The organism is Bifidobacterium catenulatum PV20-2 (genome assembly GCF_000800455.1).
GTDB classification, from domain to species: domain Bacteria; phylum Actinomycetota; class Actinomycetes; order Actinomycetales; family Bifidobacteriaceae; genus Bifidobacterium; species Bifidobacterium kashiwanohense_A.
The window spans coordinates 962,657-988,512 of record NZ_CP007456.1; the positions used below are offsets into that span (position 1 = coordinate 962,657).

The following is a 25,856-nucleotide window of genomic DNA, read 5'->3' on the forward strand; positions in this document are numbered from 1 at the left end:
GCAAGCAAAGAGTAATCTAAAGTTTGGAAAGTCGCGCAAGCGGCACATCGATTAACACATGGAGGATGCCCACAATGGCGAAAACCGTCCTTGTCATCAATTCCGGTTCCAGCTCTATCAAGTATCAGCTGGTTGATCTTGAAACCGGTGAAGGTATTGCTTCCGGCCTGGTCGAGAAGATCGGCGAGCCGGTTGACGGCCACTACAAGCACGAGTTCAACGGTGAGAAGCATGAGCTGGAAGAGCCGATCCACGACCACGAGCAGGGCCTGAAGCGCGTGCTCGGCTTCTTCAACGAGTTCGGCCCGAAGCTGGACGAGGCTGGCATCGTGGCAGTCGGCCACCGCGTGGTGCAGGGCGGTTCCATCTTCCCGAACCCGGCTCTGGTCACCGACAAGACCATCAACCAGGTCAAGGACCTCGCTGTGCTCGCGCCGCTGCACAACGGTCCGGAAGCCAAGGGTGCTGAAGTCATGCGTGCGCTCCTGCCGGACGTTCCGCAGATCTTCGTGTTCGATTCCTCCTTCTTCTTCCAGCTGCCGAAGGCCGCAAGCACCTACGCGCTGAACAAGGAAATCGCCGACCAGTACCACATCCGCCGTTACGGCGCCCACGGCACCTCCCACGAGTTCATCTCCTCCGTGGTGCCGGACGTCATCGGCAAGCCGGCTGAAGGCCTCAAGCAGATCGTGCTGCATATCGGCAACGGCGCTTCCGCTTCCGCAGAGGTCTCCGGAAAGCCGGTCGAGACCTCCATGGGTCTGACCCCGCTCGAAGGCCTCATGATGGGTGGCCGTACCGGCGATATCGATCCGGCCGTCGTCTTCCACCTGATCCGCAACGCCCACATGAACGTGGATGAGCTCGACGCTCTGTTCAACAAGCGTTCCGGCATGATGGGCATGACCGGTTTCGGCGATCTCCGTGAGGTTCACCGTCTGGTCGCCGAAGGCAACGAGGACGCCAAGCTGGCTCTCGATGTCTACGTGCACCGCATCGTCGGCTACATCGGCAACTACACCGCTCAGATGGGCGGCGTAGACGTGATCACTTTCACCGCAGGCGTCGGCGAGAACGATGACGTGGTCCGCAAGATGGTGTGCGACAAGCTCGCTCCGTTCGGCGTCAAGCTGGACGAAGAGAAGAACGCCACCCGTTCCAAGGAACCGCGCATCATCTCCACCCCGGATTCCAAGATCACCATCTGCGTCATTCCGACCAACGAGGAGCTGGCAATCGCCCGCAAGTCCGCGGCCATCGCAGAAGTAGGCGAAGACACTTACGGCAACGTCTTCTCCAAGTGAGCGAGGAGATCCCGCAGTCAAATGATTGACGGGACCGTATAAGAGGACCGTACGTTCCATTGGCATCAAATCAATACCAATGGAACGTACGGTCCTTTTTCGAATAATCGTTATGTCTCCACCGCTTCCGAGGTTGCGTTCACCGAATGTTTTTAATCGTCCCAGACAACACCTTTCCATATCTGTTCATGATCCGCATAATGGGGGAGGGGCTGGTAGTACGATACGAAACGTTGTTCCTATTACGCACATACGTCGCATGTTGAGAGAAGCGGTTGATTGTTGTGATAAGACGTCGTTTTGTCGGTCTGAATGGCCTCAAGGGCATCGCCTTGATCGCGATAGTGTTGTATCACTGCGACCAGGGCTCGCTGCGGGGCGGATTCCTAGGTGTTGACATATTCTTCACCATTTCAGGTTTTCTGATTTTCTCGTCGTTGCTGAATCATATTGATTCCGGCAGGGGAATAGGTTTCAAGGAATATTACCTCAGGCGTCTGCGCAGAATATACCCGGCGTTGATTCTGATGATTCCCGTCACCGTATCGTTGGCATGGTTCATCAACCAAGACATGTTGGTGGACATTAAAAACCAGATAGTGACGGCTATGTTGGGTTGTTACAACTGGTATGCCATCGGTAGTGGCGCCAGCTATTTCTCGCAGATGAATCCAGACATGTTCCGTCATCTGTGGTTCATGTCGGTGCTGATGCAGTTCTATCTGTTGGCTCCTTTGCTGATCTACCTGCTTCGAAAAATTCTGGTACGTTGGGTACCAGTGGCAGTACTTGCCGGACTTGCCGTGTGTAGTGCGCTTTCCATGGGATTGCAGTATCACCCGGGAACCGATCCAACCAGAGTGTATTTCGGTTCAGACACGCATGCCATGGGACTTTGGCTAGGTGCCATGCTGGCATGGCTGCTGATGATCATACGGCGTGGCAACGGTCGTCCGGAAGAAACGGCGATCATGGAACGTGCTTGTCTGGTCTGGAGCAAGATCGGCCCTGCGGCGGCTTTTGTGGCATTACTGATTCTGTTATGGATGATGCAGCACGTTGAACAGGGTCCTGCTGCCTTCTATGGAGGGATTTTCGCGGCCTCGCTACTTTCAGTGGTTCTGGTCGCTGGTTCCATTCCTTTTGGATCTTGGATACAGGATCTGCTGGTGTTCAAACCATTTGATGTGGTCGGCCGATATTCATACGGCATTTACCTGTGGCATTGGCCTTTATGGTTGTTCACCAAGGCGATGTTCCCCCAGTGGGGTGCGCGGCATCTTGGATGGATGCTGCTAATCACACTCGCTCTTACCGCATGTTGTACCGCCATGTCGTGGAAGTTGGTGGAACAGCCTGTTGCCCGAGGCAGATTCATCGCCATGATTCGTCCTCTTCCGGAAAATGGCATGTGGGATGCTGCCAGATGCTGGATAACGATTGTCGTGGTATTGAGTACATGCTTGATGTCTGGATACGTGGTGGACAACGTGCCAAAGCAGACCAGTGTGGAACGCGCGCTGGAAGAGAATGCGAGAATGCTGAAAGAGCAGCAGGGCATGAATCTCGACTTCAATAGGAAGCATCCACCAACGCCCAGGAAACCCGTACACACCATGCCTAATGGACAGCAGATGGTCGCATTCGGTGACTCGGTGATGCTCGCCTCCAGTAAAGGTTTGCAATCCGTTTTCCCTGGAATCACTGTTGATGCGGAAACCTCACGTTCGATGACCAAGGCGTTGGGACTTATAGACCAGACCAAAAGCCAGCCGGAAGGTTTGCGCCAATGGGTGCTGGTCGGCTTGGCTACGAATTCAGCGGTGACCGATGGCCAGCTCAATGACGTACTGAACGACATTGGACCGAATCATGTGCTTGTGCTGATTAACGCGCATGCCCCCGTGTCTTGGGTCCCCAGAACGAACGACGCGTTGAGTAACTTCGCGGCCGCCCATTCCGAGAACGTTGTTCTCGTTGACTGGGATGCTACGATTTCGGCGTATCCTGATGAGCTTGCCGGAGATGGTATTCACCCTGACATGTCCAATACGCTGTACGCCCAAGCCGTTAAGGATGCGATTACGAATTGGATCAAGCAAGGACACTGAGAATACTTTTCGTGAATCCCGATAAAGCAGTTTTGCGATGAATATGGAATCCCCCCTGACTCGTTTGAGCAGGGGGGATTCCTCATATCATCTTAAGACTGAATAGTCTCAGTTTTCCTGATGCTGCGGAGCCGACAGGAAATGCTCTTCACTCGGCAGCAGCGCATTCAGCAGCACGGCCACAACGAACGACACAGCGATGCAGTTGGATGCGAAGATGGACTGGAACAGCGACGGGAAGTTGACGAAAATGTCACCGACCTGCGTGAAACCGATGCCGATGGTGAGGCTCAACGCTGCGATGGTGATGTTGCGCTGCGTGTAGCCGGCCTCGGAAATCATCTGGAAGCCAGACAGGATGATGTTACCGAACATCATGATGGTGCAACCGCCAAGCACGGCCTGCGGCAGGGAATTGAACACTTCCGCCACGGCAGGAACGAAGCTTGCGATCACCAGAATCAGGCCACCGGAAAGAATCACCTTACGGTTGACGACCTTGGTCATGGCGACCAAGCCGATATTCTGTGCGAACGACGTCAACGGAAGGCAGCCGAACAGACCGGAGACGGAGGAGATGAGACCGTCGCCTGCGATGGCGCCCGCAGTCTCCTTATCGGTAGGCTGACGGTCGAGACCAACCTTGGTGAGCGCCGCGGTATCGCCGAGCACCTCTACGGAAGACACGACGTACAGCAAGGCGAAGGAGATAATCGCACCCGGATCGAATTCAAGCTGGAAAGGCATGAAATGCGGCACGGACACGACCTGCAGATTCGAGAATCCAGAGAAATCAACCTTGCCCATGAAAATCGCGACAATATAGCCGACAACCAAGCCGAACAGCACGGAAAGCTGCTTGGCGGTACCCTTCATCAGCAGCTGGAAAGCCAGGCAGGCGACCAGCGAAATTAGACCGAGCGTGAGATTCTGCCAGCTTCCGAAATCCTTAGCACCGGAACCGCCGCCGAAACTGGTGGCACCAACAGAAAGCAGCGAAAAACCAATCGACGTAACCACAATCGCGGATACGATCGGCGGCACGAAGCGACGCCAATACTTGGCGGTCAAACCAAGCACTACCTCCAACAGGCCGCCAAGCACGACCGCGCCGGCAACCGCACCATAGCCTTGATTCTGGGAGATCGACATGGCGGCGGCCACATATGTGAAGGAAATGCCCGTGACCATTGGCAGTCGGGAGCCGATCAGCCACACGCCGTACAGCTGCAGGCAGGTACCCAGACCTGCCACCAGCAGACCGGCCTGAATGATTGTGGCAGACTGCTCGGCACTCATGTTGGCGGCGGAAGCCACTAGGAAAATCGGAGCCAGATTGGCCACGAACATCGCCATGACATGCTGCAGGCCGAACGGGATGCCCTTCCAGAACGAAACAGGTGCGTCCAAGCTGCTTAGTGCTTCAAAGGAAACGCCCTTCTTTTCGTTCGTGTTGTCTTTCTTCTTCTCTTCGCTCACAACGAATCCTCTCTTATTCATTCATACTGTGATGAGCAACAGATTGTAATGGTTTCTGATGCGTGCCCTAAGATACGACGATCAGGAGCGGAACTCGATGGCACCGGTTTCCGGATCCATCGACTCCACGATTGCCAGGGAATCGACGTCGTATCCCGCTGCACGCAACTCATCGCCGCCGCCTTGGAAACCCTTCTCCACTGCGATGCCGATGCCCTCGACCGTCGCTCCGGCATCATGGCACAGATTAATCAGGCCCTTTAGAGCCTTGCCGTTGGCTAGGAAGTCATCAAGCAACAGCACATGGTCGCCTTCGTTGAGGTACCTCTTGGACACGATGACGGGAAATTCCTTCTGCTTGGTGAAGGAGTAGACAGTGGTGGTGTACTGGTCGCCATCGAGATTGATGGACTGCGCCTTCTTGGCGAACACCACAGGTGCATTGTCGAAATGACGTGCGGCAACACAGGCGATACCAATGCCGGAAGCTTCAATGGTCAGGATCTTATTGATGGTCTTACCGGCAAAATGCTCCGCCCAAGCGGCACCCATGCGGTCGAATAATTCGACATCGCACTGGTGGTTGAGGAAAGCGTCCACTTTCAGCACATTACCCGGCTTGACGGTACCCTGCAGGCGAATGCGCTCTTCGAGCTCCTTCATGAATCCCCTTAGATTGTTGGCCGCATAAGGCGGCGTTGATGTTGACATACGGTGAACCGCATATAAACGTTCAGCATACGCGTGTCAATTGACCATGCGAGTGTTGCGCTGACCTGCATGTGTGATAGACATGAATTTCGCAGTAATCGACTTCGAATCTTCATGGAAAGAGGAACCGGTGGAGCAGAATATGGGACCAGGTCTGTGCGATCCGCAAAGTCTGATCAAGGACCTCAATCCGCAACAGATGGAAGCGGTGAAGTACTACGGCCAGGCCCTGCTTATCGGAGCAGGTGCCGGATCCGGTAAGACCCGCGTGCTCACCAGACGCATCGCATGGCTGCTGGCACACGGTTTTTGGGCGAGCAGCATTCTCGCCATCACCTTCACCAACAAGGCCGCAGCGGAAATGCGTGAACGCCTTGCTGCCCTCGTAGGGCCTGAAGCCGAACATATGTGGATCTCCACCTTCCATTCCGCGTGCGTGCGTATCCTCCGACGCGATGGCAAGGAAATCGGCCTTACCTCAGGATTCTCCATTTATGACACGGCTGATTGCGAACGTTTGGTCAAGCTCATCAGCGGCGATTTGAACATCGATACGAAACGGTATACGCCGCGCATGCTGCTCGGCAAAATCTCCGACTGCAAGAATTCATTGACTTCATGGCAGGACCAGTTGAAAAGCGTGAACTGCGACTACAAGCCAGGCCAACGCGGATATCAGGTTTCGGCCGGCGACGTCGACGAGCTGGTCGCCGTGGTGTATGCGGAGTACCAGCACCGTCTGGCCATGGCGAACGCCGTGGATTTTGACGACCTGATCATGCGCACCGTCGAATTGTTCCAGCGTTGCCCACAGGTGAGCGAATACTACCGGCACAAGTTCCGTTATATTTTCGTGGACGAGTATCAGGACACCAACCATGCGCAATATGTGCTCGTACGTGAGCTCTCCGGCATTGATTCAGGAGAACAGCCCGATCCACATATGCGAGGAGCGGGCCGTGTCGGACCGTCTTGGATTACGGTGGTAGGCGATTCCGACCAGTCGATTTATGCGTTCCGAGGCGCGGATATTCGTAATATTCAGGATTTCGAGCAGGATTTCCCGAACGCGAAAACCATCATGCTCGAACAGAATTATCGTTCGACGCAAACCATTCTCGACGCAGCCAATGCGGTGATTGCAAGAAATGAAAATCGCAAGCCGAAAAAACTGTGGACAGCACTTGGCGAAGGCGACAAAATCGTCGGATACGCGGCCGACAACGCGCAACAGGAAGCAGGATGGATAGCCAACGAAATCGCGCGAATCCACGAAGAGGAAGGCGTCGCATACCGCGACATCGCCATCATGTACCGTGCCAACGCGCAATCACGTTCGCTTGAAGAGGCCATGCTCAACGCCAATCTTCCATATCAGCTGGTCGGTGGCACCAAATTCTACGAGCGTAGGGAAATCAAGGATGCGCTCGCATATCTGCAGGCCATTGTGAATCCTGCGGACAATGTGAACGTCCGCCGCATCCTCAACGTGCCGAAGCGTGGATTGGGAGTTCGTGCCGAAGGCCTCATTGCCTCGTATGCGGATGCTCACGACACTACGTTTTTTGGCGCGATTGAGCATATGGAGCAGATTGAAGGCATGTCCGCGCGCACGACGAAGCCGCTGGGCGTGTTCCGCGACATGATGCATGGGCTTGCGGATTTCGCGAAGGACCATGATACGAAACCATCCGAAGTGGTTGCCGAAGTGCTCTCCAAGAGTGGGATTCTGGAGGAGCTGCAGCGTTCTGAGGACCCGCAGGACGCTTCCCGCGTCGACAATCTTTCCCAGCTGCAGTCGGTGGCTGCGGAATTCGAGCAGAACACGCCTGATGCCACGTTGGCGGGATTCTTGGAAACTACGGCTTTGGTGGCCGATTCCGACCAGTTGCCAGGGGAGAACGAGGACTCCGGCAAAGTGACGATGATGACTCTGCATACGGCTAAGGGTCTGGAATATCCGTACGTATTCCTGACCGGCATGGAGCAGGGAACATTCCCGCACCAGCGGGCCATGGAGGACACCAGTGAGCTTGCCGAGGAGCGTCGCCTTGCCTATGTGGGCATCACCCGTGCGAAGCGTCGACTGTACGTGACGCGTGCGGCCGTGCGTGCGCAATGGGGGCAAGCCAACGATATGATGCCCAGCCAGTTCCTTGACGAGATTCCCGACGAGCTGATCGATTGGAAAAGACGTGAGGCCGGAGTCGAACGCATGCGTGCCGGCTGGCGGAATGATGACGACGAGTTCGGCGGCTGGGACGATGACGATGATTTCGGATCAGTGTCGTTTGGTGGCTCCTCATATGGAAAGTCGAGTTACGGTGGCTCCTCATATGGTTCCGGCACGTATGGATTGCGGTCCTCGTACGGGTCGTCCTCGTATGGGTCGGGTCGCACGCAATACGGTGGTTCGTCCGCGCGCGGCGCATCATCCTCATATGGCTCTAGCTCGCGACGTTCGTATGCAGGAGCAGAATCGAGCTCTTCATACGGTTCGTACGGCTCCGGCAAGCCCAGCGGAAAATCCGGCAAGGTCACTACTAGGCGCGTCAAGCCGAAAACCAAACCTGTGGACCTGACCAAATCTTCGCAGGCAAGCCAAACCGACAATCGGAGCGGCTTGAGCATCGCGGACGTGCATGTCGGAGACAGGCTCACGCATGACCATTTCGGCATGGGTACGGTCATCGAAATACAGGACAAAGGCGCGAATTCGGTCATTACCGTTGACTTCGGCAACGGTGAAGTCAAACGTCTGCTGCTGCGTATGGCACCCATCGAAATGCTGTGATGAAGCTGGAAAGCGTATGAAGCCTTTCTCTATAGCACGAAGTTGAAGAAAAAACAAGACTTTCTTTTTCAAAAGGACCTTGCAATAATCAGCGATGCTGGTCTTTTTTGAGAGGAAAATCATGAATAAGAAACTGTATGCCGGTATTTCGCAGATTCTACTTGGTGCTTTGGTGGCTATCGCACCGCAGACCTTCGCCCGCGTGTGCGCGGTCAAAGAAACGCCGATGGCATGCCATTACACGGCTCAGGCTGCGCTCGGCATCGGCATTGTGATTGCGGTGCTTGGCGTCGCAGGGCTGTTCGTTTCCGATCAGACCCGTGCTGGTCTTGACATTGCCAATGCCGTGCTTGGTGTGCTGACCATCACTGTGCCGACCGTGCTTATCGGCGTGTGCAAGGGTGCCATGATGCACTGCCATATGGTCGCCTTGCCGACGCTGATCGTGCTTGGCGTGCTGCTGGCCGTGCTCGCGGCAATCGCTGCGTATCTTGATCTCAAGCCGGCAAAGCGCGCCTGAGCTTACGATGGCGAATCACATCACCCTCGCCGGTTTGCCACTGGTCAACCTCAAGCGCAAACCGTTTCGTACTGCAGCGCTTACCATCGTCGTCACCATGCTTACCGTGGCCTTTTATGGAGGCTCGCTGCTGTCCATGAATCTTGAAGCTGGTTTGAACAGCATGCAGGAACGTATGGGCGCCGATCTTATGGTCACGCCGCAAAATACCAAAAACGAGGCCGAGGCGCTGCTGACCAATGGGTCAGCAAGCACGTTCTACTTCACCAACGACATCACCGGTGAAGTGGCGAAAGCCGACGGCATCGACGAAATCACGGAGCAAACATATATCTCATCGCTGGCCGCCGCATGCTGCGACGAAAAAGTGCAGATCATCGGATTCAATCCCGAGACCGACTTCGTAATCACCCCTTGGATTGCATCGCAGTTCGACGGCACGCTTCAGCGCGGTCAGATCGTTGCCGGAGCCAGCATCAGCGTGTCGAGCAATAACACGGTCAAACTGTACGGACATGAATTCCCAGTGGCGGCGCAACTCGCCAACACGGGTACGTCACTCGACAATTCCGTATTCGTGAACATGCAGACCGTTCCCGACGTGGTTGGCTATTCCGTCAAGGTAGGTCATGCCGCCATTCCGGAAGACTATGCCGACAAAGCCGTTTCCGCAGTGCTCATCAAAGTCAAAGACGGTTATTCCGCTCAGCAGGTCGCTTCAAACATCACCAAAACGACCGGAATCAAAAGCCTTGGATACGTGTATCCAGGAGGTATTACGGCTACCACGAAAACCAATCTGAACGTGATTATTCGCTACGTGACCCTTTTCGTCGCGGTGTTCTGGGTTATGGGCCTGATCGTGCTGCTTGCGGTATTCTCGTCCGCCATGAACGAACGTAAGCGTGAATTCGCCGCATATCGCATTCTTGGCGCCAATCGTTCCACTTTGGTTGGCATCATTGTGAAGGAATCGGCCATGATTGGAGCTTTGGGCGGAGTTGTTGGCATTGCGGTCGCATCGCTTGCGATTTTCCCGTTCAGCACGCTTATCGGACAGCAGTTGCAGTTGCCGTATCTGCAAACCAACATATGGAATGTGCTGGCATTGATCGCAGTGAGTTTCGTGTTCGCAGTGCTTACCGGACTACTCGCCTCCGTGGCGACGGCGGTGAAACTCTCCGCTCCCGAAACCTATCTGACTTTGAGAGAAGGTGAATGATGGCGGAAAACACGGTTCTCGAAGTAAAAGAGCTCACTCGCGAGTTCACACGTCGCGGCAAACCGTTCGCGGCTGTAGATCATGTCGACTTCACCTTGAATCAAGGCGAGTTCGTGGCGATCGTCGGACGTTCCGGCAATGGTAAAAGCACGTTGCTGAATCTTATAACTGGTCTGCTCAAACCCACGTCCGGATTCATCGATTTGGACGGTAACGACGTGACGCGGCTGAATGACAGGCAAATGTCGATCGTGCGCAATCGCACCATCGGTTTCGTCACACAAAGCCAGACGTTGCTGCAGAATCTTACGGTGCTTGACAATGTGATTCTTCCCTCCATTCTGCAGAACGGCAAAACAGAGCAGTGCGATACCCAGGTACTTGCGGATTCGTACGATTTGAAAGCGACGGAAGAGAACGCTTCCGATTCGCCTTCCGAACAGACGGTCGATGACGGACTTCCGGATGTCATTGCGGCGGTTCCGGCGGCAAAAACGCAAAACAATCTCGTTCAGGATCATGCCGTGGAACGTGCGCACTCGTTGTTGCGCCGACTGCAGGTCGATGATTTGGCGGAATGCTATCCGAAAGAACTTTCCGGTGGTGAGATGAGACGTGTCAGCATAGCGCGAGCTTTGATGAACGGTCCAAAACTACTGATTGCCGATGAACCCACCGGCGATTTGGACGCCGAAAACACCACCATCGTTATGAGGCTACTGCAGGAAGCCGCCAAAGACGGTACGGCCGTACTCATGGTCACCCATGATCCGGACGCGCTCGCATATGTGGATCGAACTTACCGCATGGACAGGGGCGTACTGTCTGAGGCATAGCGTCGAAATGGCAGTGTGACATGCCGAAGAGGGCGGAACGGCAAGCTCGTCCCGCCCTCATGTGTATTATTAACGATTGGTGTGCGCCCGCAAGGGAACATGCCGTCTGGAGTCTTAGCCCATCAGTGGGTCGGCGGCCGATACGAGCTGTATTACGGCACGTGTTCAAGCCGTTCGTGTTCTGCACGAAGAAGCACTGGAGAGGCTGGCTCAGCGCATATCGGGAAACCGGTTTGCGCTCCGTTCAGACAACGACAGAACAAACAAAGGATTAAACCAATGACGAACGTTCAGCGTTCTCGCCGTCAGGTGCGTCTTTCCCGCGCCCTCGGCATCGCACTGACCCCTAAGGCTCAGCGCATTTTCGAAAAGCGTCCGTATGCTCCGGGCGAGCACGGTCGCACCCGCCGTCGCACTGAGTCCGATTATGCAGTGCGTCTGCGTGAAAAGCAGCGTCTTCGCGCTCAGTATGGCATCTCCGAGAAGCAGCTTCGCGCCGCTTACGAGAAGGGCACCCACACTGCCGGACAGACCGGTAACGCCATGCTGACCGACCTTGAGACCCGTCTTGACGCTCTGGTTCTGCGTGCAGGCTTCGCCCGCACCACCGCCCAGGCCCGTCAGTTCGTGGTCCACCGCCACATCCTCGTTGACGGCAACATCGTCGACCGCCCGTCCTACCGCGTCAAGCCTGGCCAGACCATTCAGGTCAAGGCCAAGAGCCAGACCATGGTTCCGTTCCAGGCCGCTGCCGAAGGCGTGCACCGCGATGTGCTGCCGGCGGTCCCGGGCTACCTGGACGTCAACCTGCCTTCTCTGAAGGCCGCCCTGACTCGCAAGCCTGAAGCCGAGGAGATTCCGGTGCAGGTCAACATCCAGTACGTGGTCGAATTCTACGCCCGCTGATCTGGATCTACATACTGTAAGAACCTACAGTATAAGGACATACAGCAAGAGCCTCGCAATCCCAGCGGTTGCGAGGCTCTTCGCTATCTAATGAACGTAACTGTTAACACCTAGTCGCCGATGATGCCTCCCACAACGCCACTGACAATCGTCATGACAAGAGAGCCCAGCACAGACCATACGAATCCGTCAATAGTGACGCCCACGGAGAAAAACGACAGCGCCAACCATGATGCGAGCTGCATGAACAGCCAGTTGATCACCAATGCGACCAACCCGAACGAAACAATCGACAATGGCAATGCGATGATGTGGATGATTGGCTTGATGGAAGCGTTGATCAGCGCCATGAACAAAGCGAACGCAGCAATGCCAAGTACAGGAGGCTCTCCGATGGCATGCATGCCGGGGAGAACCGCGACCATAACGCCCGCCGCGACGGTAAGAATTAGCCAACGAGAAATAAAATGATCCATAACAACATCGTATAGCACGAATTTGCTCAAACCGTGAGGGTAGCATGGAGCCCATGTTGCTTCATCTTCATCTCGTCCGACATGGGCAGACGTTTTTCAACCGATATAACAGGTTGCAGGGCTGGTCGAATTCTCCATTGACGGAATCCGGCATCGCCGACGCAGACAAGGCCGCAAACAAATTGAAGGATTTCGATTTTGCCGCGGCATACTGCTCCGACACCACGCGTGCGCAGATGACCGCCCAACATATTCTTGATGTGAACGAGGCGTCCGGGCATGTTCGCCCTCAATTGATGAGCGACATGCATTTCCGTGAACAGTTCTACGGCTATTTCGAAGGGCAGGATATGGGCGTGGCATGGACCGCCGCTGGAGGCCCCCACGGTGCGAAGAACTACAATGACATCGTTGAACAGTACGGCCTTGGTGCAACGCGTGACTTCCTTAAAGAGGCTGATCCGTTCCACGACGCCGAATCCGATGCCGAGTATTGGGCGAGGGTCGAAGCCGGTTTTGCTTTGATCGCATCCAATCCCATGCTGAAGGACGGCGATGATGTGCTGCAGATTTCTCACGGCAACACGCTGCTGAGCCTTATGCACCGTTTTGCTCCGGAGGGATACGATTTGAGTGAACGCCCGGCCAATGGATCGGTGACCGTTCTTGACTTCGATACGACGAAACCCATCGAAGAAGCGGTAAGCGTCATTTCATACAATCAGTGAACATAGCTTGCCTTAGGTCGGGGCTTTTTACTACTGTTATGCGGGTATTGCGTTCGCGGGCAACCGTGGGACTGAAAAGAGGTTCAAGATGGGTGTTGGAGAAATAGCCGGTCTGATTGCGGCAATCGCTTTTGCGATTCTTGCCGGTTTCATGATCTACCCGTTGATTCGTCTCGGTAAGCTGTTCGACCAGATCGCCGAAACCGTCAAAGATACGGGGGATCATGCGATTCCTGCGCTTGACGAAAGTGTGATCACCGTCCAGCAGGTCAACAAATCGTTGGAAGACGTCAACAAGATCTCCGCAGCGGCTTCCACGACGGCCAATAATGTCGGTGCGCTGACCGATCTGTATGGATCGTTCCTCGGCAAGCCGATCATCAAGGTCGCTTCCGCGGCATATGCCCTGAAAACCACTGCGCAGTCCTTCATGAACAAGAAGAACATCAACAGCGCAGCAAGTAACAAGGGGGAGTGATGTTCAAGCGTCTCTTCTGGATCTCCATCGGTGTGGGCATCGGTGCTGTGGCCGTGACCAAGGCACAGGCATACGTCAAGGCCAACACTCCTGACGCGGCCAGGCAGTTCCTGCTTGGACCAGACCAAGATCACGTGGCCGTACGTACCCTTGAAGGCTTGTTCAATGAGTTCGACAAAGCCCGCCGAGCCCGCGAAGCTGAACTTAACACCAAATATGCGAGCAAAATCAGCTGATTCTTCAGCGTGACACAAGTTCAGACAACAATCACGAATTCTTTGGAAGGCATTAGGCTTTCCAGCAAAAAAGGAGCTCAATCTCAAATGCGCACTTCTGAAATCGCGAAGCGCTATCTTGATTATTTCGAAAAGCACGGCCATCTTATCGTGCCTTCGGCATCGCTGATCTCTCCGAACCCGACCACCCTGTTCACCATCGCAGGCATGGTCCCGTTCATTCCTTACCTCATGGGCGAGCAGACTCCGCCGAAGAGCCGCATGGCATCCAATCAGAAGTGCGTGCGTACTTTGGATATCGACGAGGTCGGCAAAACCACCCGTCACGGTACTTTCTTCCAGATGCTGGGCAATTTCTCCTTTGGTGATTACTTCAAGGAAGAAGCCATCCACTATGCGTATGAGCTGCTGACCACCCCGCAAGACAAGGGCGGCTACGGCTTCGATCCGGAGAAACTGTGGATGACCACCTTCACCGACGATGAGGAAGCCCGCTCGATGTGGAAGAACGAGGGTGTTGACCCCGAACACATCCAGATCATGGGCATGGAAGACAACTTCTGGACGACCGGTGGTCCTGGCCCCGGCGGCCCGTGCTCCGAAATCTACGTGGACCGTGGACCGGAATACGGCGTGGAAGGCGGTCCGATCGCCGACGAGAACCGCTACATTGAAATTTGGGATCTCGTGTTCGAAAACTACGAGGTCGATAATGTCAAGTCCAAGACCGACCTGCACATCGTGGGCGAACTTGAGAACAAGAATATCGACACCGGCGCTGGTCTGGAACGCCTTGCCTATCTGATGCAAGGCAAGCAGAACATTTATGAGACTGACGAGGTTTTCCCGGTCATCGAAGCAGCCCAGAAGCTGTCTGGCCGTATGTATGGCGATGACGAAGCCATGGACGTGCGCTTCCGCATCGTGGCCGACCATGTGCGCTCCGCCTTGATGATCATGTCTGACGGCGTGCGCCCATCCAACAACGGTCGTGGCTATGTGCTGCGTCGACTGCTGCGTCGTACTGTCAAGGCCATGCGTGAACTCGGTGTGACCGGTCCGGTCATGCCGACCCTGCTGCCGACTTCCAAGGCGGCTATGGAGCCGAGCTATCCGGAACTCAATAACACTTTCCGTGATGTGTCCGAGGCGGCTTACGGCGAGGAAGATGCGTTCCGCCGCACGTTGGAATCCGGTACCGAAATCTTTGATCTCGCTGTGGCAAAGGCCAAGGAATCCGGATCCGACGCCGTTTCCGGCGAAGATGCGTTCAAGCTGCACGACACCTATGGCTTCCCAATCGAGATCACCCTTGAAATGGCCGCAGATCAGGGTGTCAAGGTCGATGAGGCCAAGTTCCGTGAGCTTATGGCCGAGCAGAAGAGCCGCGCACGTGCCGATGCTCTTAAGAAGCGCCACAACGTGGATCTTTCCGTCTACGACGATTTCAAGAAGACGCTGGTTCAGCCCATCGACTTCCTCGGTTACACCGACATGTCCGCGCGAGCCAAGGTGTTGGGCATCATGCAGGAAGGCAAGGGCTCCGTTCCCGCAGCCACCGGTCCGGCCAATATCGAAGTCATTCTCGACCGTACCCCGTTCTACGCGCAGGCCGGTGGTCAGCTCGCCGATCAAGGCGAGATCCTCTCCGACGATGGTGCCGTGCTCGAGGTCGACGATGTGCAGAAGCCGATCAAGGATCTCATCGTGCACCAGTGCCGTCTGACCGAAGGCACACTGGTTGTCGGTGCCGAGGTCAACGCCAACATCGATCTTGATCGCCGTGGCGCCATCGCCCGCGCGCACACCGCTACCCACATGGTGCACAAGGCGCTGCGTGAGGAGCTTGGTCCTCAGGCCACCCAGCGCGGTTCCGAAGATGCGCCGAACCGTCTGCGTTTCGACTTCCAGTGGTCCAGCGCTCCGAGCAAGGATGCGATGAACTCCGTGGAAGCTCGTGTCAACGAGAAGCTGCGCGAAAATCTCGCCGTCACCACTCAGGAAATGAAGTTCGATGATGCCATTGCTCTGGGCGCCATGCACCTGTTCGGAGAGAAGTACGGCGACGTCGTGCGTGTGGTTTCCATTGGTGAAGACGGCTGGAGCCGTGAGCTCTGCGGCGGTACCCACATCGATCATGTAGGTAAGATCGGCGCGGTCAACATCATGTCCGAAGCTTCCATCGGTTCCGGAGTGCGCCGTGTCGATGCGGTCGTAGGCGAAAGCGCTTACGAGTTCAACGCTCGCGAGCATGCGTTGGTGTCTCAGCTTTCCGACATGGTCAACGCCCGTCCGGATGAGCTGGCTGACCGCGTGAACGCATTGCTTGCCAAGCTCAAGGAATCCGATCGCCGTCTTGCAGCTATGTATGAATCCCAGCTTTCCGCTTCCGTTCCGGTTCTGGTTGCGGAGACCAAGGCTTCTCAGGCTCCAGTCAAGGTAGCTGCGAAGAACGTCGAGCATTTCGGTTCCTTCGACGCGCTGCGTAAGACCGTACTTGACGTCCGTGGCCAGCTCGGTGAGGAAAACCCGGTCGTGGTGGCCCTCTCTGGCGTGAATGAGGAAGGCAAGCCCATGGTTGCCGTGGCCACCAATGAAGCCGCACGCAAGCAGGGTATCAAGGCGGGAGATCTCGTTCGAGGCGCATCTAAGATCCTCGGCGGCGGTGGCGGCGGCAAGCCGGACTTCGCTCAGGGTGGCGGCGCGGACGCCACCAAGATTGACGAGGCTCTCGAGGCGTTGGTCCATCAGGCCATGAAGGGCTGAACCACCAAACATGGTTTGGCTTGGCATTGATTTGGGTGATGCCAGGGTCGGACTCGCATTGTCTGACCCCGGCATCACCCTCGCACACCCTGCAGGCAACATCCAAGTCTACGGGGATTCATTTCGCGCATTGGATGAGGTCGTCGACGTCATCGAAGACGAATCAGTCGACCATGTGATAGTCGGGTTGCCGTTGCTGTTAAGCGGAGAAGAAGGCAAAAGCGCGAAGAAGGCACGGCGGTGGACCGTTAATCTTGAGAGAAGACTGCGTGCCGCGGTGGATGATGATGAATACTCGTTGACGCAAGTTCCAACCATCGAATTGGTTGACGAGCGACTGACCACGGTGACTGCGCATCATCAGCTGTTCGATGCGCAAATCGGTGGACGTGAGCATCGTCCTATGGTCGATCAACAGTCGGCGGTGGTGATACTGCAGACGGCAATCGACAGAAGAGAGAGACAAGAGGAGAGGGGCCTGTGACCGACAATCTCGATGATTTTTTCTCCGATAACGCGCAATGGGTGGATTCGTCGGATGACACATCCTTCAACTCGGCAATGCCGCCGCAGCCGCCGAAATCACGTAGAGACATGCGTCGTCGCAGAAAACAAAAGCGTCGTCATCTGTACATCACGATTATTGCTGCACTTGTGGTAGTTATTCTGATCGGTGTCAGCGGATTCTTCGGAATACGTGCTTTGAAACATTGGAAGGTCGCGAACGAAGCGAATTCGCAGAGCCAGATTGAGGATTATACGGGACCAGGCGATAAGGAAGTGACCTTTACCGTAGAATCCGGTCAGGGCGCCGCCGAAATCGCTGAGAACCTTGTCAAAGTGAAGATCGTCAAGTCCGCTGCCGCGTTTACTTCCGCGGTAAGCGGGGCTTCGGCCACGTTGTATCCGGGATCGTACGCTTTGAAGACGCATATGAAGGCGTCCGACGTGGTCAAGATTTTGTCTGACCAAAGCCAGGCCGGAGGCTTCGCCGAAGTCAAGGCCGGTGAACGTGTGTCTGATGTCATCGCAGATGCGGCGCAGGTATCGGGCATAAACGTTTCGGAATTCCAAGCCATCATAGATGGTGGGGGATCGGGAATCCTCCCTGAAGAAGCCGATGGCAAATTCGAAGGTTGGCTTGAGCCTGGCGCCTACAATGCGCAGAACAAGTCCGCTGAGGATATTATCAAAAGCATGGTCGATGCGCGCATCGCCAAGTTGGATGATCTGGGTGTGCCGACCGGCAGCGAACGCGAACGTATTTTAATCATCGCGTCCATTGCTGAATCTGAAGTGGGCAGTGACAGATACTACGGGCAGGTCGCAAGGGTTATTCTCAACCGTATCGACAGCGACATGGCGCTCGGCATGGACACGACTGTCGCCTACGGTCTAGGCATTTCCGCGAGCCAGCTTACCGATGACCAGCTGAACGATGATAGCAATCCATACAATACCCGCATTCACAAGGGGCTGACGCCGACGCCAATCAGCAATCCTGGAGACGACGCCATCAAGGCATCCATCAACCCTCCGGAAGGCAAGTGGATGTATTTCGTCACCACCAATCTGCAAACCGGCGAAACGAAATTCGTCGAAACGGAAGACGAGTTCTGGAAGATTCGCGACGAGTATAAGAACAACAACGAAAACGCGAACTAATCAGAACATAACGCCAACCGCAATGCCTATCGCCCCGGTCGCCACAATCGCCGGGGCGAATGGCGTTCTACCGGCGTAAGAAGTATGCTTTTGCGGATCAAAACGTGTCCATAGGACAATCCAGCACAAGCCGACTATGCCGATAGCAAGCCACCAAGACACTACGGCGAACAGGCCGAACATGCCGATGGCCAAACCCATAAGCAACGTGGTCGTGACGTCGCCAAATCCCAATGAACCGGGTTTCACCAAAGCAAGAGCGCATTGCAGCGCCGCCGACAGCGTGGCGAAGAGCAGTGCCTGCAGCGCTAAGAATAGTGTGTTGGCGTAGAGCGCGTATATGAGGTTCACGATAATCTGTACCACGCATCCTGCGGCGACCCATGTGCGTGGGATGCGACGTGAACGGATGTCTTCGACGCTGACGGCTAGTCCACAGATCAGACTCGGCAGGCAAATCATGTACCACATACCGTTAAGATAGTCCACTAGTTGCATTCGGAAGAAAAGGAGTTGGCATGTTGCGCTGGCAGACAGCAGGTGAGTCGCACGGTGAGGCGCTTGTCGCCATGATCGAAGGGCTGCCTGCGGGCGTCCACATCACGACAGAGGATATTGTTGGCGCGTTGGCGCGTCGTCGTCTTGGATATGGCCGTGGCGCACGTATGAAGTTCGAGCAGGACAAGGTTCGTATGCTTACTGGTGTGCGCTTCGGTGAGACCATCGGCTCCCCGGTGGCCATTGAAATCGCCAACACCGAGTGGCCGAAGTGGACTGAAGTGATGAGCGCCGACCCGCTTGATCATGAGATCGCTCGTGAGGGACGCAATGCCCCGCTGTCCCGCCCGCGCCCAGGGCATGCTGACTTGACCGGCATGCGCAAATACGGTTTTGATGACGCTCGTCCGGTACTGGAACGTTCTTCCGCACGTGAGACGGCTTCGCGTGTGGCGCTGGGCGAGGTTGCCAAGCAGTTCCTGGAGCAGACATTCGGCATCCGCACCGTTTCGCATGTGCTCTCCATTGGCGGTGCGGGCATTGCCGATCCGCAGCAGGCCACGCTTCCTAAGCCGGAGGATCTTGAAGCATTGGATGCCTCTCCGGTGCGTACGCTTGATAAGGAAGCGGAAAAGCAGATGATCACCCGCATCGATGAGGCGAAAGAGAACGCCGACACGTTGGGCGGTGTGATTGAGGTTGTAGTATACGGCGTTCCTGCGGGTGTTGGTACCTATGTCGAGTCGGATCGCCGTCTTGATGCGGCTTTGGCAAGCGCTGTGATGGGCATTCAGGCCATCAAGGGTGTGGAAATCGGTGACGGCTTCCTTGAAGCCGTGCGCCCTGGCTCCCAGGCCCATGATGAGATGGTGGTGGGTGAGGATGGTCGTATCGCTCGTCTGAGCAACCGTGCCGGTGGCATCGAGGGTGGTATGTCGAACGGCCAGCCGATTGTGGTGCGTGCGGCCATGAAGCCAATTCCTTCCATTCCGAAGGCGCTGCGAACCGTTGATGTGACCACAGGCGAACCGGCGCAAGCCATCAACCAGCGTTCTGATAACACCGCGGTTCCGGCGGCCGCGGTTGTGGCCGAGGCGATGGTACGTCTGACCATCGCGCAGTATGTGCTTGAGAAGTTCGGCGGCGACTGCGTTGCCGAGACCAAGCGCAATGCCGAGCAGTACATTGCCTCTTGGCCTGAGCATATGAGGTGATTCGTTTCATGGCTGGTATGCACAGGCCTGTCGCCGTGATCATCGGCATGATGGGTGCGGGCAAAACACGTGTCGGCAAGGAAGTGGCGCAGATGATGAATTTGCCGTTTGCCGATGCCGATAATGAGATCGAATATGATGCGGGAATGCGGATCCCCAAGTATTTCGAAAAGTACGGCGAGTTGGAATTCCGTAAACTGGAAAGCGACGTTGTGCTTGACATGCTTGAGGATTTCGATGGCATCTTTTCCTTGGGCGGGGGCGCGCCGATGACACCTTCCATCCAGGAGGGATTGGCGAGATATGTTGCGTCTGGTGGCAAGGTCGTGTATTTGATGGCTGATCCGGAAGAGGCCATGGAACGCGCGAATCGTGGTGGAGGTCGTCCGATGCTCAGCGGTGATGCCAATATGCGTTGGAAGAAACTCTATAAGGAACGTGACCCGGTGTTCAGGCGCGTGGCGAACGTGCATGTGGGCACACGCGGCCAGTCTCCGCAGGTGGCTGCGAGAAAGCTGATGGAAATGATTGATCAACGTATAGTACATGTCACCGGTTCCACCATCGAGCCGTACGATGTTCGTATCGGCGAGGGTGTGATGGGACAGCTTGCACAGGTTTTGGGCAGCAAGCCCGTCAAGGTGGCGCTTATCCACACCCAGCCGGTGCAGCGTCATTCGGATCGTGCGCGCACGCTGCTTCGTCAGGCGGGCTATGATGCGTACGACATTGTCATTCCCGATGCGGAGGCTGGCAAGACCATCGAGGTAGCCAACGGCATTTGGCAGCGCTTGGGCGATGAGGGTTTTACCCGTTCCGACGCGATCGTCGGTCTTGGTGGTGGAGCGGCAACCGATTTGGCTGGTTTTGTGGCAGCCACATGGATGCGTGGCATTCGCTATGTGAACTGCCCGACGTCGATGCTTGCCATGGTTGATGCTTCGACCGGTGGTAAAACCGGCATCAATACGCCGCAGGGAAAGAATCTGGTCGGTTCGTTCTACACTCCGGCCGGAGTGCTCGCCGACTTGAAGTCGCTCACATCGTTGCCGAACGACATTTTCATCGAAGGCTTGGGTGAGGTTGCCAAGTCCGGTTTCATCATGGATCCGGAGATCCTGCAGATCCTCGAGAATCATGCCGATGAACTGCGTGCCTTTGACGGGTCGGCGTTTCTGGATTCCGATCTGAAGGATGTGGTCGCGGAGCTGATCGAACATACCGTGGGCGTGAAGGCCTACCATGTGTCCGCCGATCTCAAGGAGGCGGGACTGCGAGAATTCCTGAACTATGGGCATACGCTCGGCCATGCCATCGAAAAGCTTGAGCACTTCCGTTGGCGTCATGGCAACGCGGTGGCGGTCGGCTGCGTGTATGCGGCCGAACTGTCGCATCTTCTGGGATACATCGATCAGGATCTTGTGGACTACCATCGTTCGCTGCTGGAATCGCTGGGATTGCCAACGTCTTGGAACAACGGTACGTGGGACGATGTGCTCGCTTTGATGCATCGAGACAAGAAGGCCCGCGGCAACAAGCTTCGTTTCGTGGTGCTCGAAGGCGTGGGGAAGCCCATTCATCTTGAGGATCCACCCGCGGACGCCGTCGAAGAAGCGTTCCGTCGCATTCAGCAGTAATAACAAGGGAGTTTGAACATGACTAAAGTAGTGGTCGTCAATGGGCCGAACCTCGGCCGTCTTGGTGTGCGTCAGCCCGACGTGTATGGCAAGCAGGATCTTGAAACCTTGCGTAGCTTGTGCACGCAGTGGGGTGAGGAGCTTGGTCTTAACGTGGAAGTCCGTCAAAGCGATGACGAAGCTGAAATGATCGGCTGGATGCATCAGGCTGCCGACGAAAAGACGCCCATTGTGATGAACCCCGCCGCATTCACCCATTACTCCTACGGTCTTGCGGACGCCGCCCACATGGTGATCGACGAGGGTCTGCCGCTGATGGAGGTGCACATCTCCAATCCGTCCGCGCGCGACGAGTTCCGCAAACGCTCCGTTATTTCACCGGTCGCCACCGGCACCATCACCGGCATGGGCTTCTACGGCTACAAGCTGGCGTTGGAAGCCGTGGCGCATCTGTTGGAAGCCAAGTAATGTTTTTCGATTTCTGATCGGGACTGCCTAAGCTGCGCAATACATGCCGGATACCTTCCGATGGGCGTCCGGCATGTATTGTGATCACCGATCCGTCCGATCCTGATGAGAACCAGGAAGATGACGGGACACTGCCGAACGATGGAAGCGTCACCATCTACTACAAGCCCGATATCGACAGCGCGCCCGTCATCAAGAGACTTGTGGTTTCTGATAGCGGGGCCATCGGATCGAAGAAACACGCCGCGTCTTATACCGCTGATAGACTGAAGTTCCATGGTTAGAAGACAACATGGCAATTCTCAAGAGCACGTTACCAAGCATATTTTTGTCACCGGTGGCGTCGTTTCCTCTCTCGGCAAAGGCCTGACCGCCTCCTCCCTCGGCCGCCTGCTTCGTAGCCGCGGCATCAAGGTTTTGCAGCAGAAGCTCGATCCGTACATCAACGTTGATCCGGGCACTATGAATCCATTCCAGCATGGTGAAGTCTATGTCACCGAAGACGGGGCCGAAACCGATCTCGACATCGGCCACTATGAGCGTTTCCTTGACGTGTACCTGAGCCAAAAGGCGAACGTCACCACCGGCCAGATCTACCAGGAAGTGCTGCGCAAGGAACGCGCCGGCGAATACCTCGGTCAGTGCGTGCAGGTCATTCCGCACATCACCAACGAGATCAAGTCCCGTATGCGTGCGCAGGCCTCCGACGACGTCGACGTGATCATCACCGAAATCGGTGGCACCGTCGGCGACATCGAATCCCAGCCGTTCCTGGAGGCCGCGCGTGAGGTCCGCCGCGATCTGGGCGCCGAGAACTGCATGTTCGTGCACGTCTCCTTGGTGCCGTACATTGCCGCGGCTCATGAGCTCAAGACCAAGCCGACCCAGCACTCCGTCATGATGCTGCGCCAGCTTGGCATCTCCCCGGACGCCTTGGTGTTGCGTTCCGATCGCCCGCTGAACCAGTCCATCAAGGACAAGATCTCCCTGATGTGCGACGTGGATTCCGAAGGCGTGGTCAACTGTGTGGACGCCCCGAGCATCTACGACGTGCCGAAGACCCTGTTCGACGAAGGCCTCGACGCCTATGTCGTGCGCGAACTCGGCCTGCCGTTCCACGATGTCGATTGGGACGAGTGGGAGGATCTGCTGGAGCGCGTGCACCACCCGAAGCATGAGGTGAACATCGCCATCGTCGGCAAGTACATCGATCTGCCGGATGCCTACCTGTCCGTCACCGAAGCCATCAAGGCCGGTGGTTTCGCCAACTATGCTAAGGTGAACGTCAAGTGGGTCGCCGCCGATAAGTGCGAGACCGAGGAGGGCGCGGCCGCTGCGCTCGACCAGGTCGACGGCATCGTCGTTCCCGGAGGCTTCGGCATCCGTGGCATCGATGGCAAGATCGGTGCCCTGAAGTTCGCCCGTGAGAACAAACTGCCGGCCCTCGGCCTGTGCCTCGGCCTGCAGTCCATGGTCATCGAATACGCCCGCCACGTCCTCGGCTTGGAGGACGCGAACTCCACCGAGTTCGAGCCCGATTGCGCGACCCCAGTCATCGCAACCATGGAGGAGCAGAAAGACATCGTCGCCGGCAATGGTGACATGGGACACACCATGCGTCTTGGCTCCTATCCGGCTGAGCTTGAAGAAGGTTCCATCGTCGCGGAACTGTACGGCACCACGCATGTCACTGAACGTCATCGTCACCGTTACGAAGTGAACGTGGCATATAAGGATCGTCTGCGTGAAGCGGGTTTGCGTATTTCCGGCCAGAGTCCGGACGGCGAACTCACCGAGTTCGTCGAGCTTCCTCGTGAAGTGCACCCGTTCTATGTATCCACTCAGGCTCATCCTGAGTTCAAGTCCCGCCCGACTAAGCCGCACCCGCTGTTTGCAGGTCTGGTCAAGGCCGCTCTGGACCACCAGCAGGAGCGCTAAATCGACGAATTGTGATTAACGTCGGATAACTCGATATGCAACATGGTCATGAGTCCAAAGGAGTTCATGGCCATGTTGCATAATAGGGGCTTGGCCTTGAATTACCAACAAGATGTATTCGTAATGAAAAACCTTTACGAGGGAGCATGAGCTTGAACGATATGGATTCTCCGGAAAGCGGCAACGGTAAGTTCGCCTTCCCGAACATGGGCGATGAACCAAAAGTCATCTCTCAGGTGAGCTTGGATTCGTTTGCCGAAACGGCCGATCCCATTGATGATGGCGCAGCGTTGACTGTGAATGCCAGCAAGAAGCGCCATCTGTTGTGGCTGTGGATTGTTCTTGCGGTGATGCTTCTTATTGGTGCCGTGGCCGGAGGTGGATACTGGTTCTTCCAGTCACATGCGTTGCCAGGCGTTACTCTTTGGGGCAAGTCCATGACAGGGCAATCTCGAGATCATATCGTCCAAGAGATTTCCGATACGGCGGAGTCATTGACGGTTCCCGTTTCCTATGAGGGAACGAGCAAGAAAGTCACGTTGAAGGATCTTGGCGTTGCCGTTGACGCGGAATCCATCGCCGAAAATGTGATGAACACAAAACGTGACGATTCCTTCTTTCAGAAGTATGCATTCTGGACCCGTGAGGATGTCGACGTCGAGTCTTTCGATGATTCTCGAGTCAGCGCCCAGACGGTAGGTGACATGTTGGGAGTGCAGTCCGTGTCCGCCACCAACCCGTCGCTACAGCTCAACGCGGATGGTACCGCCTTCGATGTGACGCCAGGTCAGCAGGGGACTGGTATCGATGTGACGGATATCGTCAAAGAAGCCAAGAACGTGCTTGAGTCCTTTGGCAAGCAGACCGCTCAAATGGTGACTCTTAAAAATAAGGTTACTGATCCCGTCATCACGGATGACCAAGCCAACGAGGCCAAAGCTTCTGCTGACGCGTGGATAGCGAAGCCGGTGGCTATCAAGATCGGCGACCATAAAGTGGCGGAATTCGGTGCGCAGTCCATTGCATCGGCTATCACGCTTGGACCGGATAGTGAGAAGCTCGGCGATAATCAAATCCGAAATGGCTCTTTGATCATCGACGGTGACAAATTGCAGCAATACTATAATGATTCCATCAAATCGAACTTCCATGCGGATCGAGTTGATGGTGATGTCATCGTTAATAGTGTCGGTGATGTGCTGCAAACCAATGTAGCTGGGCATGATGGTATAACCGTTACTGATGGTAGCGACACCAATGTTGGCCGTGATGCCGCTGAGGCGTTTGCCAAAGGTTCTGATTCAGTAAGTATTCAAGGCACTTGCGACCCACAGAATGAGAAAAAAACCACGCGTACCGTGGTAGTCAGCTTGTCTTCACATACCGTTACAGCCATTGAAAATGGGCAGACCGTCCGTGTCATGCATATGTCTGCCGGTCAGGGCAATGATTATCAGACGGGCCAGTGCCAGCCGAGCGGCGACTTGTGCACGCCAACCTACTGCGATCCGAACTCCTACGACAACTGCACGCCTGACGGCGACTTCAAAGTGTGGCTCAAGTACCAGTCCCAAGATATGAGCGGCACGCTTACCCTATCGGACGGAAACACCGAGAAGTGGGATGTCAAGGATGTTGGATTCGTCAACTATTTCTCGAAAACAGGTTGCGCGATTCATCGCATCGCCACTCAAAGCGCGTTTAACGACAGCGGTATTCAGGCTATGGGGAAAAACACATCCCATGGTTGCGTCGGCGTCGGCTGGGATCAGGCTGAATGGTTCTACAATTGGTGCCTGATGGGAACGACGGTTCACGTTCAGGCCTGATATGCGGGCTAACGGCAGAAAGACGCAAAGGCGGAAGACT

General features: G+C 55.7%; 23 protein-coding genes. 19 read left to right on the forward strand and 4 right to left on the reverse strand.

What is annotated here, in order from left to right:
* Positions 1 to 74: 74 nt before the first annotated feature.
* Positions 75 to 1,304: an acetate/propionate family kinase gene (locus AH68_RS04055; protein ID WP_039197880.1), complete on the forward strand. Its 1,230-nt coding sequence runs from the start codon at positions 75 to 77 to the stop codon at positions 1,302 to 1,304.
* 275 nt (positions 1,305 to 1,579) lie between these two features.
* Positions 1,580 to 3,415 (forward strand): acyltransferase family protein, encoded by a 1,836-nt coding sequence (locus AH68_RS04060; protein WP_052189143.1) that lies wholly within the window; start codon positions 1,580 to 1,582, stop codon positions 3,413 to 3,415.
* Positions 3,416 to 3,523: 108 nt separating this feature from the next.
* On the opposite strand, the gene AH68_RS04065 is transcribed toward AH68_RS04060, so the two are convergent.
* Together AH68_RS04065 and AH68_RS04070 are read right to left on the reverse strand one after the other, a co-directional pair.
* Positions 3,524 to 4,915 (reverse strand): nucleobase:cation symporter-2 family protein, encoded by a 1,392-nt coding sequence (locus tag AH68_RS04065; RefSeq protein WP_144245692.1) that lies wholly within the window; start codon positions 4,913 to 4,915, stop codon positions 3,524 to 3,526.
* A 60-nt stretch (positions 4,916 to 4,975) separates the two neighbouring features.
* Complete coding sequence (locus tag AH68_RS04070) at positions 4,976 to 5,557, reverse strand: xanthine phosphoribosyltransferase (protein WP_039197883.1); 582 nt, start codon at positions 5,555 to 5,557, stop codon at positions 4,976 to 4,978.
* Positions 5,558 to 5,747: 190 nt separating this feature from the next.
* Here AH68_RS04070 and AH68_RS04075 point away from each other — a divergent pair, with 190 nt between their 5' ends.
* From AH68_RS04075 to rpsD, 5 genes are all read left to right on the forward strand, one after another.
* Positions 5,748 to 8,399, forward strand: a complete 2,652-nt coding sequence (locus AH68_RS04075) for a UvrD-helicase domain-containing protein (protein WP_052189251.1) — start codon at positions 5,748 to 5,750, stop codon at positions 8,397 to 8,399.
* A gap of 121 nt (positions 8,400 to 8,520) precedes the next feature.
* Positions 8,521 to 8,919 carry a DUF4418 family protein gene (locus AH68_RS04080; protein WP_039197886.1) on the forward strand — a complete coding sequence of 133 codons (399 nt, stop codon included), beginning with the start codon at positions 8,521 to 8,523 and terminating at the stop codon, positions 8,917 to 8,919.
* A 7-nt stretch (positions 8,920 to 8,926) separates the two neighbouring features.
* Positions 8,927 to 10,141, forward strand: a complete 1,215-nt coding sequence (locus tag AH68_RS04085; RefSeq protein ID WP_039197888.1) for an ABC transporter permease — start codon at positions 8,927 to 8,929, stop codon at positions 10,139 to 10,141.
* Positions 10,138 to 10,977, forward strand: a complete 840-nt coding sequence (locus AH68_RS04090; protein ID WP_144245694.1) for an ABC transporter ATP-binding protein — start codon at positions 10,138 to 10,140, stop codon at positions 10,975 to 10,977. The genes AH68_RS04085 and AH68_RS04090 overlap by 4 nt, the downstream gene beginning before the upstream one ends.
* A 279-nt stretch (positions 10,978 to 11,256) precedes the next feature.
* Entirely contained in the window at positions 11,257 to 11,883 is a 627-nt protein-coding gene (gene rpsD, locus AH68_RS04100; protein ID WP_039197891.1) for a 30S ribosomal protein S4, read from the forward strand.
* Positions 11,884 to 11,993: 110 nt separating this feature from the next.
* Here rpsD and AH68_RS04105 read toward each other — a convergent pair whose 3' ends face one another.
* A complete protein-coding gene (locus AH68_RS04105; RefSeq protein WP_039199809.1) occupies positions 11,994 to 12,359 on the reverse strand; it encodes a phage holin family protein in 366 nt (121 codons plus the stop codon).
* 53 nt (positions 12,360 to 12,412) lie between these two features.
* Here AH68_RS04105 and AH68_RS04110 point away from each other — a divergent pair, with 53 nt between their 5' ends.
* The 6 genes from AH68_RS04110 (at position 12,413) to mltG (ending at position 18,232) form a co-directional block, all read left to right on the forward strand.
* The gene (locus AH68_RS04110; RefSeq protein ID WP_039197894.1) at positions 12,413 to 13,087 is read left to right on the forward strand and encodes a histidine phosphatase family protein; all 675 of its coding nucleotides are present in this window, start codon (positions 12,413 to 12,415) and stop codon (positions 13,085 to 13,087) included.
* Between the two features lie 88 nt (positions 13,088 to 13,175).
* Positions 13,176 to 13,565 carry a DUF948 domain-containing protein gene (locus AH68_RS04115; protein WP_039197897.1) on the forward strand — a complete coding sequence of 130 codons (390 nt, stop codon included), beginning with the start codon at positions 13,176 to 13,178 and terminating at the stop codon, positions 13,563 to 13,565.
* Positions 13,565 to 13,801, forward strand: a complete 237-nt coding sequence (locus AH68_RS04120; protein WP_003835127.1) for a hypothetical protein — start codon at positions 13,565 to 13,567, stop codon at positions 13,799 to 13,801. The genes AH68_RS04115 and AH68_RS04120 overlap by 1 nt, the downstream gene beginning before the upstream one ends.
* 87 nt (positions 13,802 to 13,888) lie before the next feature.
* Positions 13,889 to 16,567 (forward strand): alanine--tRNA ligase, encoded by a 2,679-nt coding sequence (gene alaS, locus AH68_RS04125; protein WP_039197900.1) that lies wholly within the window; start codon positions 13,889 to 13,891, stop codon positions 16,565 to 16,567.
* Between the two features lie 10 nt (positions 16,568 to 16,577).
* A complete protein-coding gene (gene ruvX, locus AH68_RS04130; RefSeq protein WP_039197902.1) occupies positions 16,578 to 17,051 on the forward strand; it encodes a Holliday junction resolvase RuvX in 474 nt (157 codons plus the stop codon).
* Entirely contained in the window at positions 17,048 to 18,232 is a 1,185-nt protein-coding gene (mltG, locus tag AH68_RS04135; protein WP_039197905.1) for an endolytic transglycosylase MltG, read from the forward strand. Before ruvX ends, mltG begins: the two co-directional genes overlap by 4 nt.
* Here mltG and AH68_RS04140 read toward each other — a convergent pair whose 3' ends face one another.
* On the reverse strand, positions 18,233 to 18,703 hold the full coding sequence (locus AH68_RS04140) for a prepilin peptidase (RefSeq protein WP_039197907.1): 471 nt from the start codon (positions 18,701 to 18,703) through the stop codon (positions 18,233 to 18,235). It lies immediately after the preceding gene.
* Positions 18,704 to 18,750: 47 nt separating this feature from the next.
* Here AH68_RS04140 and aroC point away from each other — a divergent pair, with 47 nt between their 5' ends.
* From aroC to AH68_RS04170, 6 genes are all read left to right on the forward strand, one after another.
* On the forward strand, positions 18,751 to 19,944 hold the full coding sequence (aroC, locus tag AH68_RS04145) for a chorismate synthase (RefSeq protein WP_039197910.1): 1,194 nt from the start codon (positions 18,751 to 18,753) through the stop codon (positions 19,942 to 19,944).
* 17 nt (positions 19,945 to 19,961) lie between these two features.
* The gene (locus tag AH68_RS04150; protein WP_039199811.1) at positions 19,962 to 21,581 is read left to right on the forward strand and encodes a bifunctional shikimate kinase/3-dehydroquinate synthase; all 1,620 of its coding nucleotides are present in this window, start codon (positions 19,962 to 19,964) and stop codon (positions 21,579 to 21,581) included.
* A gap of 18 nt (positions 21,582 to 21,599) precedes the next feature.
* Positions 21,600 to 22,049: a type II 3-dehydroquinate dehydratase gene (locus AH68_RS04155; RefSeq protein WP_039197912.1), complete on the forward strand. Its 450-nt coding sequence runs from the start codon at positions 21,600 to 21,602 to the stop codon at positions 22,047 to 22,049.
* Positions 22,050 to 22,129: 80 nt separating this feature from the next.
* Positions 22,130 to 22,333: a hypothetical protein gene (locus tag AH68_RS04160; protein WP_039197913.1), complete on the forward strand. Its 204-nt coding sequence runs from the start codon at positions 22,130 to 22,132 to the stop codon at positions 22,331 to 22,333.
* Positions 22,326 to 23,987, forward strand: a complete 1,662-nt coding sequence (locus tag AH68_RS04165) for a CTP synthase (protein WP_004221727.1) — start codon at positions 22,326 to 22,328, stop codon at positions 23,985 to 23,987. Before AH68_RS04160 ends, AH68_RS04165 begins: the two co-directional genes overlap by 8 nt.
* Positions 23,988 to 24,133: 146 nt before the next feature.
* Entirely contained in the window at positions 24,134 to 25,816 is a 1,683-nt protein-coding gene (locus AH68_RS04170) for a L,D-transpeptidase family protein (protein ID WP_039197917.1), read from the forward strand.
* Positions 25,817 to 25,856: the final 40 nt, after the last annotated feature.